Genomic DNA, 17,428 nt, shown 5'->3' with positions numbered 1-17,428 from the left:
ATCAATCAGCGTGGTCGCTACTGGATTCCGGCCTACGCCGGAATGACGGTGAGGAAATGAACACTCACACAAGATTTTGAAACGGCCCTAAGAGCGCGCGTTCTCAATGAACTGCCGCGGCGTGCAATTGAATTCACGACGGAACACGGCGTACATGTACTGCAGCGAGGTGAAGCCGCTGCTCACGGCTACGTCGGCCAGCGGACGTGACGTGTCCTTGAGCATGTTGCGCGCCATCTCCAGCTTGTGCTCCAGGATGGTCTGGTGCACGGTGCGCTTCAGCTCGCGCTTGAAGTGCTCTTCAAGCAGCGTGCGCGAGATGCCCACGTAATCGGCGACCTGTTCGGTCTTGATGCCCAGACACGCGTACTGGCGGATGTAGTGGCAGGCGCGCATCACGTGCGGGCTCTTCATCGGCTTGTGCAGGCTGCTGGCCTGGATGTTGAGGCCAGCCGGCGGTACCAGGATGCGCGTACCCGCAGATACGCCACCATGCAGCATCTGATGCAGCACCTGCGCGGCCATGCGGCCCATTTCCTCCGCGCCCTGGGTCACCGAGGTCAGGGGGATACGGCTCAGCAGCTGCGCCAAGGGGTCGTTGTCGATGCCCGCCACGGCGATCTGCTCGGGCACCGGTACATCTGCCACTACGCAGGCCTGCAGCAGCTGACGCGCACGCGCGTCCGTCACTGCGATGATGCCGATGGGCTTGGGCAATGACTTCACCCACGCGGCCATGTCTTCCTGCGCGCGGCCCCAGCCGCCCGCGCTGGTCGGCGAGCCGCGGTATACGAGGCCCTCGAGCCGATCTGCTTCGATCATTCGCAGGAAGGCCGATTCGCGCTCCTGCGCCCAACGGTTGCCTGGATTGGGCGGCAGCCCATAGAAGGCGAAACGTTGCAGGCCCTGTTCAATCAGGTGGTCATACGCCAGCCGCACCAACTTGACGTTGTCGGTCGCCACGTAGGGCGTTATCGGTGGGTATTGGCTCACGTCCGCATAGGAGCCGCCCACGGCCACCACGGGAATGGGTATGTCGGCCAGGGTTTCGGCCACAACGGGGTCGTCGAAGTCCGCGATGATGCCGTCGCCGCGCCAGTGGTGAATGCCAAGGGTGCGGCTGCGGAAATCCTCTTCCATGAAGAGGTCCCACTCCACGCGCGTGGATTTCAAATACTGGCCGATGCCCGCAATGATCTGCCGGTCATAAACCTTGTTCGCATTGAAGAGCAGGGCGATGCGGTGTGGAGACATGGTCTGGCTATTCGGGCCGTAGTGAAAAGAGCCCAGGAAAGCCGACGCTACCAGCTCTCGCGGCACCGGGCATGACGCAACGCGACAGGGAAAAAAACCTGCCACGTTGGCGGATTTCGCAATTGCGGCCCCCTACGGCCTGATTGCAGCATCCCGGCGTTGTTTGAAGTGGCCCTGGACGCCACTCCCGGGCGCCACGTGTCGCGGCCGGTGTCGCCACTCCGCAGGCTTTGGGCCGGAACGTACGCATGAAGATCACCACCATCACCACTTTTATCGTGCCGCCGCGCTGGCTGTTCGTGCGCGTCGACACCGACGTTGGCATCAGTGGCTGGGGCGAGCCGATCGTGGAGGGCAGGGCGCACACCGTGGCCGCTGCGGTCGACGAGCTGTCCGACTACCTGATGGGCAAAGACCCGCGCCGGGTGGAGGACCACTGGAATGTGATGTACCGCGCTGGTTTCTATCGCGGCGGCCCGGTCCTGATGAGTGCGCTGGCCGGCATCGACCAGGCCCTGTGGGATATCAAGGGAAAGCAGTTGGGCGTGCCCGTGCATGAGCTACTGGGCGGTCCCGTGCGCGAACGCATTCGCGCCTACTCGTGGATTGGCGGCGACCGTCCAGCCGATACCGCACGCGCCGCGAAAGATGCGGTGGCGCGCGGTTTTACCGCCGTGAAGATGAACGCTACCGAAGAAATGCAGTACGTGGACACGCACGCCAAGGTCGAGCGCGTGCTGGAGAACGTGCAGGCCGTGCGTGATGCGGTGGGAGCGGACATTGGCCTGGGCGTGGATTTCCATGGCCGCGTACACAAACCCATGGCCAAGGTGCTGATGCGCGAGCTGCGGCCGTACAAGCTCATGTTCATTGAAGAGCCGGTGCTGTCCGAGCACCTGGAGGCCATCCCGGAACTGGCGGCGCTGTCGCCCGCGCCCATCGCGCTGGGTGAGCGGCTCTATTCGCGCTATGACTTCAAGCGCGTGCTGGACATGGGTGGCGTGGACATCATTCAGCCCGATCCATCCCATGCGGGCGGGATCACCGAGACCCAGAAAATCGCCGCCATGGCCGAGGCCTACGACGTGGCGCTGGCCCTGCATTGCCCGCTGGGCCCCATCGCGCTGGCTGCAAACCTGCAACTGGATGCGGTGTGCCACAACGCCTTTATTCAAGAGCAAAGCCTGGGCATCCACTACAACGCGGACAACGATTTGCTTGACTACGTGGTCGATCGCAGCGTCTTCACCTACCACGAAGGCTATGTGGCCATTCCAAAGGGGCCGGGCCTGGGCATCGAGATCAATCAGGCCTACGTGGACGAGCGCGCCATCGTCGGGCATCGCTGGCGTAACCCGGTATGGCGTCACGCCGATGGCAGCGTGGCGGAATGGTGATGCGCGCGCCCATGAACCTCGTTGCTGGCATCGACGTGGGAACGCAGAGCGTCAAGCTCGTCGTCTACGATATGGATTCGCGGTGCGTGGTTGCCGCCCACGGGCAGTCGATCGAGCTGATCGCCGACGAGGATGGCAGTCGCGAGCAGATCGCCGAGTGGTGGATCGACGCCGTGCGTACCTGCCTCGCCAAACTGCCCAAGTCGCTGCGCACGGAGATTGTGGCTATCGGTGTATCTGGGCAGCAGCATGGTTTCGTGCCGCTCGATGCGGACGGCAACGTGCTGGCACCGGTCAAGCTGTGGTGTGACACGAGCACGCAACCCGAGTGCGACGAGATCATGGCGGCGGCCGGTGGTGCGGAGCGTTGCGTCGAACTGGGCGGCAACCCGATTCTCGCCGGCTATACGGCCTCCAAGTTGCCGTGGACGCGCAAGCATCGGCCGGACGCCTACGCAAAGCTCGCCACCATCCTGCTGCCGCACGACTACGTGAACTTCTGGCTCACCGGCGAGCGCTGGATGGAGTGCGGTGACGCCTCGGGCACCGGCTGGCTGGATGTGCGCACGCGCCAGTGGTCCAAGGCCATGCTCGACGCGACCGATTCAGGGCGCGACCTGTTGGCCTGCCTGCCGCCGCTGGTGGCCGCCGACGCGAGTTTCCCAATCAAGGACAGCATGGCCGACGAGCTGGGTCTGTCGCGCGGCGTGCGCGTCTCCGCTGGCGGCGGTGACAACATGATGGCCGCCATCGGCACCGGCAACGTCAGGCCCGGCGTGCTCAGCATCAGCCTTGGCACCTCGGGCACGCTGTTCGCCTATGCCGATCACCCCGTGGTTGACCAGGACGCGCGCTGGGCGGCGTTCTGTTCGTCCACCGGTGGTTGGTTGCCGCTGATCTGCACGATGAATTGCACGCTCGCCACCGAAAAGGTAGCGCAGGCCTTCGGCTTCAGTGCGCGCGATGGCGACACGGTGATGGCGGGCACGCGGCCCGGCGCGGGCGGACTGGTGATGCTGCCGTTCTTCAACGGCGAGCGCACACCGGATCTGCCGTATGCGCGCGGCAGCCTGCACGGCATGGACCTGGGCAACATGACGCGCGCGAATATGTATCGCGCTGCGATGGAAGGTGCGACCTACGCGTTGCGCAGCGGTTACGACGCACTGCTGGCCACGGGCCTGCGGTTCGATGCGATCCGGCTCACCGGCGGCGGCAGCCACAGCGCCGCCTGGCGGCAGATGATCGCCGACGTGTTCAACCTGCCGGTAGAAGTGCCGCTTCAGGCTGAAGGTGCTGCGCTTGGCGCGGCGCTGCAGGCCGCGTGGGCAAACGACCATGCGCGCGGTGGCCACGCGGATATCGCCGATCTGGCGAGCGAGCACGTTGTCATCGCCACCGGTCTGTCGACGCGCCCGGATGCGGCCAGCGTTGCCGCCTACCGGCAGCACTACCCGATATTCCTGCGACACCTCGATGTGGCCAGGTCGCTACACACCCACCCCATGGTCACGAGCGCCGCGTGACGGCCAACCGGACCTGCTTCATTTCCCCGACAAGGATTCCGACACCATGAGCACTCCCTTCATCGGCAAGCGCGAATATTTCCCCAGCATCGGACGCATTCCGTTCGAAGGGCTGGGCTCGGACAACCCGCTGGCGTTCAAGCATTACGATGCCGGCAAGTTGATCGGCGGCAAGAGCATGGCCGAGCACCTGCGCTTCGCCGTGTGCTACTGGCATACGTTCTGCAACGCGGGCCACGACCCCTTCGGTCCGGGCTCGCGCGTTTTCCCGTGGGACCAGGAAGCGACACCGCTGGCATGCGCCGAAGCGAAAATGGATGCGGCCTTCGAGTTTTTCACCAAGCTTGGCGTGCCGTACTACTGCTTCCACGATATCGACATGGCGCCGGATTCAGATGACATCGGCGAATACGAAGCCAACCTGAAGCATATGGTGGGCCTTGCCAAAGAACGCCAGCAGGCCACCGGCATCAAGCTGCTGTGGGGCACGGCCAACCTCTTCAGCCATCCGCGCTACATGAATGGCGCAGCGACCAACCCGGACTTCGCGGTGGTTGCGCGTGCCGCGGTGCAGATCAAGGCTGCGCTTGATGCCACCGTGGCGCTGGGCGGCGAGAGCTACGTGTTCTGGGGTGGTCGCGAAGGCTATGCCTCACTGCACAACACGAACATGAAGCGTGAGCTCGACCACTTCGCACGCTTCCTCACCATGGCGCGTGACTACGGCCGCAGCATCGGCTTCAAGGGCAATTTCCTCATCGAGCCCAAGCCGATGGAGCCGATGAAGCACCAGTACGATTTCGACTCTGCCACTGTGGTCGGCTTCCTCAAGGCGCATGGCCTGGACAAGGACTTCAAACTCAACATTGAAGCCAACCACGCCACGCTTTCCGGCCACACCTTCGAGCACGACCTGCAGGTGGCTTCCGATCACCGCATGCTCGGCAGTATCGACGCCAACCGCGGCAATGCCCAGAACGGCTGGGACACCGACCAGTTTCCGAGCGATCTGTACGATACCGTGGGCGCCATGCTGGTAGTGCTGCGTCAGGGCGGCATCGCCCCGGGTGGCTTTAACTTCGACGCCAAAGCGCGCCGCGAATCTACCGATGCTGACGACCTTTTCCTCGCCCACATCGGCGGAATGGATGCGTTTGCCCGCGGGCTGGAAGTGGCTCATGCGCTGCTGAACCAGTCACCGCTGGAACAGTGGCGCGCGGACCGCTATACGAGTTTCGACTATAGTGCCGGGCTCGATTTTGCCGATGGCAAGCTCAGCTTCGCCGATCTGCACGATTACGCCGTTAAGCATGGCGAGCCGGCACGGCAGAGTGGCAAACAGGAGCGTTACGAGAACTTGATCAACCAGTATCTGCTGCGTTGACGGTATCAAGGGGGCGGGCAGGGCACACGGGGGTGTGCCTTGCCGGCGGGGAAGACCGGAAACGACACGAGATACCGAAAGCATGAATAGCATTGCGCTTGATAGCCCGGCTGCCGCGAACCAGGCAGAGAACACCCGACTCATCGTGCAGATCAGTTGCGTCGCCACCTTGGGCGGCTTCCTGTTCGGCTTCGACAGCGGCGTCATCAATGGCACGGTGGATGGCCTGAAGCAGGCCTTCCATTCGAGCTCGGCGGCCATTGGTTTCCAGGTGGCGTCCATGCTGCTCGGTTGCGCCTTCGGCGCGTTCTTCGCCGGGCGCGTGGCCGATGTCTGGGGGCGGCGTTCGGTGCTGATCGTTTCGGCGCTACTGTTCTTGTTGTCGGCATTGGGCGCAGGCGCGTCAGCCAGCGCGGCGTTTTTCGTGGCGGCCCGCATCACCGGTGGCTTCGCGGTGGGTGCGGCTAGCGTCATTGCACCGGCCTACATCGCCGAAGTGGCGCCCGCGCGCTACCGTGGCAGGCTGGCCACCATGCAGCAGATCGCCATCATCAGTGGTCTCTTCAGCGCCTTCCTTAGCAACTACCTGCTGGCGAAAGCGGCGGGTGGCTCCACCGGCATGCTGTGGCTGGGCCAGGACGCATGGCGTTGGATGTTCTGGATGCAGGTGCTGCCGTCCTCACTGTTCCTTGTCTCGCTGCTGTTCATTCCGGAGAGCCCGCGCTTCTTGGTGGTGCGCAAGCGTGACCAGGAAGCGACCAAGGTGCTCACGCGCCTATACGGTGAGCAGGAAGCACGGGCCAAGTTGGCGGATATCGGTGCCTCGCTCTCGCAAGACCGGCACAACCCGAAGTTCTCCGACCTGTTGGACAAGACAACCAGACGCGTGCGCCCCATCGTATGGGTGGCCGTTGGTCTTGCCACTTTTCAGCAACTGGTCGGCATCAACGTGGTGTTCTACTACGGTGCCGTGCTGTGGCAGGCGGTGGGCTTTTCGGAGAACGACGCACTGCTGATCAACGTGCTCTCCGGTGCGCTAAGCATCGGCGCATGCCTGGTCGCTGTGATGCTGGTCGACAAGGTGGGTCGCAAGCCGCTGCTGTGGGTGGGCTCGGTCGGTATGACCATCACACTCGCACTGGTGGCCTGGGCCTTCGCGCACGGCGGCGTCGACGCCAGCGGCAAGCTCATCCTGCCCGCCGGACAGGGCACGCTCGCACTGGTGGCGGCAAACCTCTACGTGATCTTCTTCAACATGTCGTGGGGCCCCGTGATGTGGGTGATGCTCGGCGAAATGTTTCCCAACCAGATCCGTGGCTCGGGACTTGCCGTGGCCGGCGCCGCGCAATGGGTGTCCAACTTCACCATCACCGTGACCTTCCCGATGCTGCTTACCAGCATTGGTCTGGCGGGTGCATACGGTCTCTATGCCCTGGCGGCTGCACTATCGGTGGTCTTCGTGCTGCGCTATGTGCACGAGACGCGCGGCAAGGAACTGGAAGAGATGGAGGGCTGACATGCGGACCTCAAAGAAAATCTCACTGCTTAGTCTGGCCTTGTCCCTCGCCACGGCGGTTGCAACCGCCAACGCTGCACCAGCGGTTACGCTTGATCGTCATGGCGCATGGGTAAGCGTCGAAGCGTATGGCCCCAACGTGGTCCATATAACGATTGCCGCCGACAAAGCCCAGGCATTGAAGGCACCCGGTTACGGGATTCTTGCTGATCACGCCGACCATTCCGCATTCCATGAAACCCGCGACGCGAGCGGCGATACCTTTGCATCGCCCGAGTTGACCTTGCATGTCGACGCTGCGCCACCGCCGCATACGCCAGGCATCACGGAGCGTTACTTTGCGCCGGACCTAGCGCCAGTCCGGTTGCAAGTGAAGAACGCCAAGGGCGCGACGGTCGTCAACATGACCGGCTGGGAGATGTATCCGCATGACGTGGCCGGCGAAGCCACCTATCAGGTGGGTGCCACGTTCTCCGCTCCCGTGGACGAACACTATTACGGCATGGGCCAGAATCAGGACAGCCTCGGCCCGCTCGATCTGCGCGGTCGCGTCATCGATTGCCAGCACTGGTACGACGCACCGAGTGGGGAAACCGTCTGCGTGCCCTTCATGGTGTCGTCCAAAGGTTACGGCATCATCTGGGATAACCCATCGGATACACGCTTTGTCGCCGGCATTCGCGGCCGCACAAGCTTCCAGTCGAAAGTGGGCGAGCGCGTCAGTTTCTTTGTGGTGACGGGCGACACGCCCGAGGCGATCTACTCGGCCTATGCACGAGTGACCGGCAAAACGCCGATCCCGCCCAAGGCCGCCTTCGGCCTGATCCAGTCCAAGGCACGCTACGACAGCCAGGCCGAAGTGTTGCGCGTTGCGCATACGTATCGCGAAAAGAACTATCCGCTCGACGTGATGGTGGTGGACTGGTTCTATTGGACGCACATGGGTCAGCTGGACATCAATCCGGCGGAATTTCCCGACCCCGATGGCATGAACAAGCAGCTTCACGATGCGGGCATGAAGTCGATCATATCGATCTGGCCGCGCTTCGAGCGATCCGGGCGTTACTTCAGCGAGCTTGATGCCAAGGGTTATTTTCTGAAGGACAAGAACGGTAAGACGGTTGATGGCCTGCCGTTCCGTTCGGATCGCACCGGCGCGCTGATTGACTCCACCAACTCCGCAGCACGTCAGTGGTACTGGGAACACGCCCGCGACAACATTCTTTCGCATGGCTTCGACTGTCCGTGGCTTGACGAAACCGAGCCGGATCTCGTGCCGGACGGTTACTTCTTCTCGATCGGCTCCGGCGATCGGTACCACAATGTTTTTCCGCTGGTGCACGTGGAAGGCGTTGCGCAGGGCATGCGCGCATGGAAGCCGGACGAACGTGTATTGATACTCTCCCGTGCAGCCTACCTGGGCTCACAGCGCACCGGCGCGCTGTTCTGGTCGTCGGATATCGACCCCACCTGGGAGGCGCTGCAGCGCCAGATTCCCACGGGCCTCAACATGACCGCCTCCGGCATTGCGTATTGGGGCAACGACATCGGCGGTTGGCAATACTTGCCGCAGACCACCAACGCCACCAAGACACCGCTGCTTGATCCTTCCGATGCACGCGACACGGTGGGGCAGAACAACGACTATCCGGAACTGCTCACGCGCTGGTTCGAGTACGGCACTTTTCTGCCGACCCTGCGTTTGCACGGCGATCGTAAGCACACGGAAATCTGGGCGTTCGGTCATCAAGCCGAAGCGATCATGGCGAAGTACGACAAACTTCGTTACCGCTTGATTCCGTATATCTACAGCCAGGCCAAGAAAACCTATGACACGGGCGCGCCTTTCATGCGGCCGTTGTGGATGGATTTCCCGGGCGATGCCAACGTTGCCAACTTGGGTACCGAATATATGTTCGGACCGGCTTTCCTGGTGGCGCCCATCACCGAGCAAGGCCAGACGGAGAAAGACGTCTATCTTCCCGCTGGCAGCGATTGGTACAACTTCTGGACCAACGAAAAGCTGACAGGCGGGCGGTGGATCAAGGTAGCCGCCCCCATCGATCAGATTCCTGTGTTCGTTCGCGCCGGCTCCATCGTGCCGCTGGGTTCGGACATTCAGTCGACTGCATCGAAGCAGTCGATCACCGAGATCCGTGTTTATCCGGGCAGCGATGCTGGCTTTGCGCTCTATGACGACGACGGTACGTCGTACGGCTATGAAGCGGGCAAGAGCACCACGACCCAACTGCATTGGAACAATGCATCCGGCGTGTTGAGTGCCACCGGCGGCGATGCGGCGTTCAACAAAAAGGTCTCCGAACTTGCCAAGGTCATGGGCAGGTAAGGGGACTGAATTAAATGACATGGGGCGGACGCTTGCGAAGCGCCCGCCCCATATCTGTGCCTTCCGCTTACGGAGTCGTCAGCGCGTTGATGAAAGCTGCGCCGATCGGGCTGCCCCAGCCGGTGACCAGGTCGAAGCCAGCCACGGCCTTGAACCCCGAGCCGCTACCTGCCTGAGGCGGGTTGCTGCCGCTTGTCACGTCGTGCAACAGGCTGTGATAAGTGGAGCCCAGGCCGAGGGTGTACAGCTTGGTGTTGACGAAGCCAACCGTTCCATTACCGGCGGCCACTGACTGCTGGTTGGCTAGGGCCAGCAGACCGGCCCAACGCGGTGCAGCGAAGCTGGTGCCGCCATAACCGGTTTCGAAGCTGCCGTTGCTCACCGTCGGGTTGTCGAAGTTGGCCTCCGCCGACACGTCAGGATCGTTGCGCAGCGTGGTCGAACCCTTGTTGGTGGTGGTGATCACACCGGCCGTCTTCTGGTAAGCCGGAATCGAATAGCCGGCCGCCTTGTAGTAGCCGCCGCTGCTGCCACTCCAGCCGGTTTCCGAACTCCAGGCGCCGCCAGGGCCCGTGGTGTTCAGATCGGTGCCACCGACATCAAGAATATTCGGGTCGAGTGACGGAGCTGCCCACGTCTGGCTGTTATAGGCGCCGGAGTCACCCGTGGCGTTGAGGAAGGTCTGGCCTTGCGCAGCGAACTGCTTGTAGATCGGATCGTCAGCGCTGCCGAAGTCACCGCCACCCCACGAGGAGCTGATCACCTTGGCGGTGTTGTCGGTGGCCATCTGGTTGAGGATGTCGGTGGCGCTGGAGCCCTCGTAGAACAGCACCTGGGTCAGGCCCGGCGCCATGCCGATGACGTTGACGATATCCAGCACCTGCTCGCCGTCGTCGCAGGGCGAGGTGCCACTGCCATCACCCGCATCGCAAACGCCGCTATAGCCATTGACCAGCACGTTATTGACCGGCACCGACGAACTCATGCCGGTCTGGCTGTAGTAAAGGGCGACGTCACTGGAGTAGTAGCCATCATAGGAAAAGATCGCCACTGTCTGACCCGCGCCAGTCAGCGAGCCTGAGCCGTAATACGCTGCACGCATATCACTGGGCAGATACTCGCCCGAGGGGCCCGAGCCATTGGCATGCTTCAGCGCATTCGCATGCTGCTGGGCATTGCCGTGGATCAGATGGTTGACTCGCGGGTTGACGTCGGTCAGGCCCGTGATCTTCAACAGCGGTACGCCCAGATCCACCGTGGGCTCACGGTTCGGCGCATAGAAATTGCGGTTCTCGGACAGATGGTGATACGTGGCCAACTGCATGTGTAGCGCGCGGTTGATGGTGTCCACCGAGCCTTCGACATCCACCAGGCGGCGGTTGGCGGTGGTCTTAACTACGGTGAAGCCGTTGGCTTTGGCCCAGGCGACGACGGTGTCGTAATCCTGCTGGGTCGGCCCAAAGCGGTCGGTAAACTCCTGGACACTTAGATATTTGTGATAGCCCGGGCTCTGCGGGTCATACAGCTGCTGCAGCACGCTATCCAACTCGTCTTCGTTGCGCAGCGGCAAGTTGAGCGCCAACTTCAAGTGTTGCGATGCGGCCAGCGCGCCAGTAACGGCGGCTCCACCGGAAGACACGATCTCGGGCACTTGAGTTCGCAGGATATGCACCTGGCCCGTACTTGCGACATCGGCGGCGTGTGCGCTGGTGCCTACGGCGAAAGCGCAGACGAACGCCATGGCTGGCATGGCCAGTTTGAGGCTGAAAGAGCGACGAATTTCCTTGCTGAGCGGTAGTAATTTCACAGTCCATTTCTCCCTTGGGAAGTGAAGGTGCAGCACCCTGCTGGGCTGCACTCGCTGTCTACTTGCATGACCTGCGGCGCCGTAGGAACGGCTCATTGCTAACGCCGTCGCTTTCGAAAAAAGACACGGTTACCTCCCCGTAAGGCCGGCCGGAATGCAGTCAAAAACTTGGGAGGCAGTGCGATGGGCGGTAAGGCGTGCCCTGGCGTAGCGGGTTATTTGTAAGGGCGTGGCGTGGCCCATGACAACCGCATGCGCGAACTTTCGAATGGCAATTACTTGCGATCACCTAAGTGATACTGGCGTGATGAGCTTGCGATATTCGTAGGGTTTTGGTGCCGCATGTCACAAGTCTCAGGCAACGAGATCTTTCGTTTCACATGGCCGCGACGAAGCGAATGAATCGTCAATAAACTTCCCATCGAATAAGTTAGACAAGCCATCAATAAACCGTGTGTCGCGTTGACAGGTTTATCACGACGGCCGTCACACATCATCGGGTGAGTGCACGCGCATTGAATGGTGTGCCGCCGTTTTGAACGTCCATCAAACCCATGCAGGGCGACACCATCGGCAGAGTGGATGTGGCAGGCCATCGCTACATGCGCAAGCCGATGGATGGCATGGTTCGGCACGCGAGCCACTGCTCTGGTCCGCGCATGTGCGCAACTCAATAGGGGGTGCGGAGCACTTCGGCTATCCGTGCTGCCACGGTGTACGCGTCGCCCGTGGGTTGGTCCGCATAAGGGTCCCTTGCGTGGTTCCAGGCATCGCCCAGGGCGAACCAGTCCACCGGCTTCGCAGGCACACCCGCACGAAGCTCCTGATCCAATCCATTGAAGAACGTTGCCCACCGCACGCGGTAATAGTCGTGCGTCAGTCCCGCCCAATCCTTGTTGCCGTAGTCGTGCAAGCTGGCACCCTCGCTGGCCTTGCGATCACCCCAGGTGGTGAGGATGGAGCGGGCGTCATAGTCGAGCCGCGTGCGTTCCTCAGGCGAGGAGGCCCAGCCATCGACGTGCGCCAGCCAAGTTCCCACGAGGAAATAGCGGTTGGTCGAAAGCAACTGATCCTGTAAGTCCATCAGTTGTAGCCATCGCTGTGTGAGGCGTTCGAACTGTCCACGGTCCTTGGCGTCATACGCGGACTTGATGCGCGGCAATAGCAGGCGACTTTCGTTGGCGAGCGTCTGCCGGGCGATATCCACAAGGTCGTACTGGTAGGTATCGCTGCTGCGTAACGCCGGATCGATCTTGAGCATCTCGGGCAGGGCCTGCTTGAACAGGGTAGCGTCGTAGCGCATGCCCTCGGGAGACCAGTTCGAGGCACGGTTCGCGGTCAGGCTGGGCTGGGCGTTGAACAGTGACTCCTGCGCGGCGTCGCGCTCGCTGTTGAACGCCACGCTGTCGATGCGAATGTCGTAGGCGGTGGCGAGCAACACTTTCCAGGCAGCGAGTGCATGCGGATCGGCGGCACCGTAGCGGCGCCGTACATAGTCGGTCGTCCAGGGGCCAGCGTCGACAGCTTCGCCGCGCCAGGCCATTTCGGTGAACAGGTCGAAAGCGAAGGGGTTGGTATCCATGCCTTCGGTGAAAACTGCGGTGCCGACCATATTGCGGTTGGTACGACCAAGACGTTGCAACCGTTCGGTGATATTGCGCGTGTTGGCGCCGAGCGTGGTGCGGCCGCCGAACTCCCAGATGCCGCCGAACAGGAATGGTGCGTCCTGAAAATCCTTCTGGCGATCGTCGCGCGGCACACGGTCATGGTCGATATCGATGATCAGCAGGTGCCGGCGATCGACGCCGCTCAGCAGGTCCTGGCGTGGATTGCCTTGCCAGGCCAGCATCATCCAGAGGGCATCGGGATGCGCATCGTGCAGCGCGTGTTGCACGGCTCGGGCTGCTTCCGGCACCGGTACATCGCCAGACTCGCCACCTTCCTGGAATACCTCCATGTCGTAGATGGCGCTCTCGCCGAACAGTGCGCGTTGGTGCTTGTAGAAGGCTGCAGCCAGCCGCTTGAACAGCGTATCGCGCGGATCGAGCCAACCCGGACGCGTGAAGCCGGCCCATTCGCCTTGAGGCACGACATGTGACTTGGGGAATTTCGTCTGGAAGTCGGCGGGCACGATGCCATAGAAGCCAGGTAGCACGGGCGTGATGCCGAGCTCACGCAGGCGGGCGATGATCTTCTGCGCGGACACAGCGCGCTTCTGCATCAGGTCCGTGCTGATCGGGCCATTGAAGCAGCAGAGATTCCCCATCAATTGCCAGTTCTGATGGGCGGGTTGAGTAATCCACTGGCGGATCTCGGCATCCGAATAGCCGACATCGCGGAAGGTTTGGTAGAGCACGCTATCCATGCCGCGCTCGACCAGCATGGCATTGATGCCGGAAAGTGCGAGGACGTCGATTTCCCGCTCCCAGCGCGTCCAATCCCAATAGGGGGCGGTATAGCCATCGACGTTCTCGTTCAGCGCATAGCGATGCGCATACTCAGCTTCGCGTTCGATGGTCTTCGCCGGTAGCGGAAACGCTTCGGTGCCCACCCGGTCACCGTTGGGCGATATCTGCACGTTCGCCACGTACTTCAGATACCAGTTCACGCCGAAGAGCAACGCGCTGGGCGTGCTTCCTTCCACCCGGATATGCCCGTTCGCGCTACTGATGCGGAAATGTTCGCGGTCGCTCCCGCCAGGGAGCGTGCCTAGCTCGAACTGCGAAGCCTGATGCGGCAGCAGGCGATGGATCACCGCTTGTTGCGGGCCCGTATCAAAGCCAGGCAAGTCCGTAGCGCGAGAGGTTGCGCTCCACCAAAGGCATACGGCGATGGCCAGCCAAGTCCATGTGGCGGATGGGCGCATAGCGTGTTCCGTGCGGTGTGGGTGCCGGTCATCGTATACCGTCGCGAAGGAGGCAAGGTTTGTCGCCGTCGATCCCTGGTGCCCCTGGGCGCTGGTGCTTGTGTTGCTTGTCGGCCGCCGTGGTAAGCGAAGTTCTTCCCGCGACTTGTTTTCGGCGTAGGCTTGATGGCCTCATCGCCAGGAGGGTCGAACCATGTTCCACCGAACCTGCAAGCGCTTGCTTCTGCTTCCCGTCCTGCTTTCACTCACAGCCGCGGCACAAGCGGCCGATACCCGTCCGCCGGCAGCGGAGATGTCACTACAACAAGCCGTCAACGGCAGTTGGCGTTCCGATGCCAACAAAGCGCGCGACGTCTATCGACATCCGGTGGAAACACTGCAGTTCTTTGGCATCCAGCCGGGCATGACGGTGATTGAGCTGTCACCGGGCGGCGGTTGGTACACCGAGATACTGGCGCCGTACCTTGCTGCGCATGGTCAGCTGATTGAAGCGGCACCGCCGAAGGCCGAGAAGTTCAACGCCAAGCTCAAGAGCAATCCTGCCGTGTTCGGCCATATCGCCAAGGTGATTCCGTTCGCGCCGCCCGACCAGGTGAGTCTGGGCGCTAGCCAGTCGGCGGATATGGTGCTCACGTTTCGCAACACGCACGACTGGTTGATCAACAGCCAGGACACGCTCGCGGCGGTGTTCAACGCCGCGTATGGCGTGCTTAAGCCTGGTGGCGTTCTCGGTATTGAGGAGCACCGCGCCAAGCCATTCGCCGATGGGCAGGCCACGGCTGGCGCGCTGCATCGCATCTCCGAGGATTACATGATTTCGCAGGCCACCAAGGCGGGTTTCCGGCTTGCCGATGTGTCGCAGGTCAATGCCAATCCGAACGATCCCGAAGACATCAATGTCCATCGCCTGCCGCCCGATCTGTCGGGCCCGGAAAGTGAGCACGCGAAGATGAAGGCGATCGGCGAGTCCGACCGCATGACGTTGAAGTTCGTGAAGCCATAGCGGCGCTCGATGCCTTCGGCCATGCGGGTGTGCCTTATCCGATGATCGTCCGGGCAGGGTGACTGGCTTGTTCACGCTTCGCTGGCACGATCCTTGATTCTCTCCCAGTAGAGAACAACAACATCCCCGCATGGAGCATCGACGTACCGGGCACTGCCGTTTAACGCGGTGACGGGGCGGCTTTGCCTGGATCTGTGGTTGCCACGATGGAAATGAACTTCACTCTTGTTGATGAGCTTGGCCAGCCGATCGAAGTCTTCTGTGAAGTCTTCGAGCGCGGTGAGTCGGTGTACTGGCGTGCCTGGCTGTATGGGTTTGCCACCCTGTTGGAGGAACTGGACGGCCATGCGTCCGACGATGCCGTCATTGCGGGACAGATCCAGGCGGAGATCATGTTGCGCGGCATCCGCGCACATGCTGACCCAGAAGGGCAATAACTGACCCAGCATTTCGACCGCCTCGTGATGGCTTCCGCTTTGTCCGGTCGAAAGCATCATGGTTCGATGTGGCGGGTGATCTTCCGCCAGACCCGGAATGGCCGGATGGATAAGAAAAACCCCGCGTTGTGCGGGGTTTTCGTTTCAAGCGCTGAGCGTGGCCAGTGACTGGAGGCGGCTGTGGTAGGTCGCATCCGTTTCCCGGTACAGACCGGACCACGGGTCCAATACGTAGCCCTCGGTGGGCTCGGGTGAAACTCCCCGGGCGTGGGGGTGTTCCGCGCTGGCAATCGGCGCATCAAGGGTCATGGGATCCATATGCACTCCTAATGGTTGTCGCGTGGGAAGTTCAGCCTAGCGAGGCGTTCGTTGGCGGGTGGTTAAAGAGTAGGGCCGTTTCAGCGAACGCATTTCTTATGAAATTCCTAGGAATTGCGGGGTATTTGACGCATTGATGACGACACGATGGCAAAGCCGTCGCTGCGTGACGAACGTTCACTGGCGCTGTGTTTCTCGCTGGTTGGTGAGGCGTGCGAGAATGGCTGCCCTTCCGCGCCGCGACGGCTGTTGCGATGGCTATGAACAAAGACGCTTACCGCCAGTTTCAGGAAGAACTGGCTGCACTCGATAAGGCGCAGGACACGCGTCGCAAGGAAACCGGCGAAGCCCCGATGGAGCGCGCCCGGCGAGAGTTCCTGGCCCTGCGTGAGCGCTACCACCTGAGCGTTGCGGACGTAGTGGCTTTCTTCCCCGAGGAAGACGGCATTGCCTACCTCCAGAGCCTGATTGCCGCCTCGGCCGAGAAACCGGTTCGCAAGCGTCGCGTCAGCCGGAAGGCGGAGCAGGAGGACTAATCGCACTGTGCCGGCGGAAGCGGGAAGGCTAGCATCCGCCGATCCTTACGCGAGGTGTCCCGATGTTGCGCTGTGCGTTCATTGCCTTGCTCGCCCTCCTGTCCGCCGATATATCTGCGCAGGACGCCACCCCCACGGTTTTCGCTCCCGGCATCATTTCAGGGCCGTTACACGACAGCGCGCCGGCGTTCACGCCGGATGGCCGCACGGTGTACTTCACGCGCAGCGATGGCGCGAATTCCAGCATTCTGGTCAGCCACCTCGACAACGGGCATTGGTCCGCGCCGGTAACCGCGCCGTTTTCGGGGCAATGGAGCGATATGGAGGCCACCATGTCGCCGGACGGGCGCTTTCTGGTTTTCGTATCCAATCGGCCCAAGGCGGTGGGCGGCAAACCGTTAGACGGGTTCTTTATGGGGCGCAGCTTTCCGGGCCACGGCGGCAATCTGTGGAAGGTGACGTGGGAGAACGGCAAGTGGAGCGAGCCCGTACGGCTGCCGGACATCGTCAACCGCAGCGACTCGACGTTCGCGCCCGCCGTGGCGGCTGATGGTAGCCTGTATTTCATGCACCCAGCCGCTGACCCGAAGCATTTCCAGCTGTTCCGCGCAGGTTGGCATCGCAATGCCTATGACGAGCCGCAGGCGCTGCCCTTCAGCGATGGACATGTCACCGACGTCGACCCCGCGGTGGCGCCGGATGAGTCCTTCGTGGTGTTCGGCTCCAGCCGCTCGCCGGCTCGGCAGATCGATCTGTTCATCGTGTTTCGTGACCAGGGTGAATGGGGTACACCCATTCATCTGGGCAATGATGTAAACAGTGCCGGCTCCGATGCGGAGGCACGCCTGAGTCCGGACCACCAGACGCTGTATTTCGCCAGCGATCGTCTGGTGGATATTGCACCTGGCACCGTGCGAGCGGACTGGGACAACGGCAAGTACAACATCTGGGAAATCCCGTTGAGCTCCTGGTTGGAGGCGCACGCGAAGGCGCTCCACTGAGGCGGGCATCCCGGACGCAACGTTTTCGTTAGCGGG

12 protein-coding genes are annotated in these 17,428 nt (G+C 62.0%); 9 read left to right on the top strand and 3 right to left on the bottom strand.

The window, feature by feature from the left end:
• Positions 1-87 precede the first annotated feature (87 nt).
• Entirely contained in the window at positions 88-1,254 is a 1,167-nt protein-coding gene (locus DyAD56_RS20845) for a DNA-binding transcriptional regulator (protein WP_102304742.1), read from the bottom strand.
• A 248-nt stretch (positions 1,255-1,502) separates the two neighbouring features.
• Between DyAD56_RS20845 and dgoD the strand changes: the two genes are divergently transcribed.
• From dgoD to DyAD56_RS20820, 5 genes are all read left to right on the top strand, one after another.
• On the top strand, positions 1,503-2,651 hold the full coding sequence (gene dgoD / locus DyAD56_RS20840) for a galactonate dehydratase (protein WP_102304741.1): 1,149 nt from the start codon (positions 1,503-1,505) through the stop codon (positions 2,649-2,651).
• Positions 2,652-2,662: 11 nt separating this feature from the next.
• Positions 2,663-4,177: a xylulokinase gene (xylB, locus tag DyAD56_RS20835; protein WP_102304788.1), complete on the top strand. Its 1,515-nt coding sequence runs from the start codon at positions 2,663-2,665 to the stop codon at positions 4,175-4,177.
• A gap of 46 nt (positions 4,178-4,223) precedes the next feature.
• Positions 4,224-5,561 carry a xylose isomerase gene (gene xylA, locus DyAD56_RS20830; protein ID WP_102304740.1) on the top strand — a complete coding sequence of 446 codons (1,338 nt, stop codon included), beginning with the start codon at positions 4,224-4,226 and terminating at the stop codon, positions 5,559-5,561.
• A gap of 82 nt (positions 5,562-5,643) precedes the next feature.
• Entirely contained in the window at positions 5,644-7,077 is a 1,434-nt protein-coding gene (locus DyAD56_RS20825) for a sugar porter family MFS transporter (protein ID WP_102304739.1), read from the top strand.
• 1 nt (position 7,078) lies between these two features.
• Positions 7,079-9,424 (top strand): glycoside hydrolase family 31 protein, encoded by a 2,346-nt coding sequence (locus DyAD56_RS20820; protein ID WP_102304738.1) that lies wholly within the window; start codon positions 7,079-7,081, stop codon positions 9,422-9,424.
• A gap of 67 nt (positions 9,425-9,491) precedes the next feature.
• Here DyAD56_RS20820 and DyAD56_RS20815 read toward each other — a convergent pair whose 3' ends face one another.
• Together DyAD56_RS20815 and DyAD56_RS20810 are read right to left on the bottom strand one after the other, a co-directional pair.
• The gene (locus DyAD56_RS20815) at positions 9,492-11,231 is read right to left on the bottom strand and encodes a S53 family serine peptidase (RefSeq protein ID WP_158241414.1); all 1,740 of its coding nucleotides are present in this window, start codon (positions 11,229-11,231) and stop codon (positions 9,492-9,494) included.
• A gap of 670 nt (positions 11,232-11,901) precedes the next feature.
• Positions 11,902-14,097: an alpha-N-acetylglucosaminidase gene (locus DyAD56_RS20810; protein ID WP_102304736.1), complete on the bottom strand. Its 2,196-nt coding sequence runs from the start codon at positions 14,095-14,097 to the stop codon at positions 11,902-11,904.
• Between the two features lie 193 nt (positions 14,098-14,290).
• Here DyAD56_RS20810 and DyAD56_RS20805 point away from each other — a divergent pair, with 193 nt between their 5' ends.
• The 4 genes from DyAD56_RS20805 (at position 14,291) to DyAD56_RS20790 (ending at position 17,392) form a co-directional block, all read left to right on the top strand.
• The gene (locus tag DyAD56_RS20805) at positions 14,291-15,100 is read left to right on the top strand and encodes a class I SAM-dependent methyltransferase (protein ID WP_102304735.1); all 810 of its coding nucleotides are present in this window, start codon (positions 14,291-14,293) and stop codon (positions 15,098-15,100) included.
• Between the two features lie 206 nt (positions 15,101-15,306).
• Entirely contained in the window at positions 15,307-15,537 is a 231-nt protein-coding gene (locus DyAD56_RS20800; RefSeq protein WP_146010587.1) for a hypothetical protein, read from the top strand.
• Positions 15,538-16,109: 572 nt separating this feature from the next.
• A complete protein-coding gene (locus tag DyAD56_RS20795) occupies positions 16,110-16,391 on the top strand; it encodes a hypothetical protein (protein WP_102304733.1) in 282 nt (93 codons plus the stop codon).
• A 62-nt stretch (positions 16,392-16,453) separates the two neighbouring features.
• Positions 16,454-17,392, top strand: a complete 939-nt coding sequence (locus DyAD56_RS20790; protein ID WP_102304732.1) for a PD40 domain-containing protein — start codon at positions 16,454-16,456, stop codon at positions 17,390-17,392.
• The last annotated feature ends 36 nt before the right edge of the window (positions 17,393-17,428 follow it).

Source organism: Dyella sp. AD56 (assembly GCF_002878475.1).
Classification (GTDB): domain Bacteria; phylum Pseudomonadota; class Gammaproteobacteria; order Xanthomonadales; family Rhodanobacteraceae; genus Dyella.
Note: the sequence above shows the minus strand (reverse complement) of the source record. Positions and strands in the feature narration are given on the sequence as shown.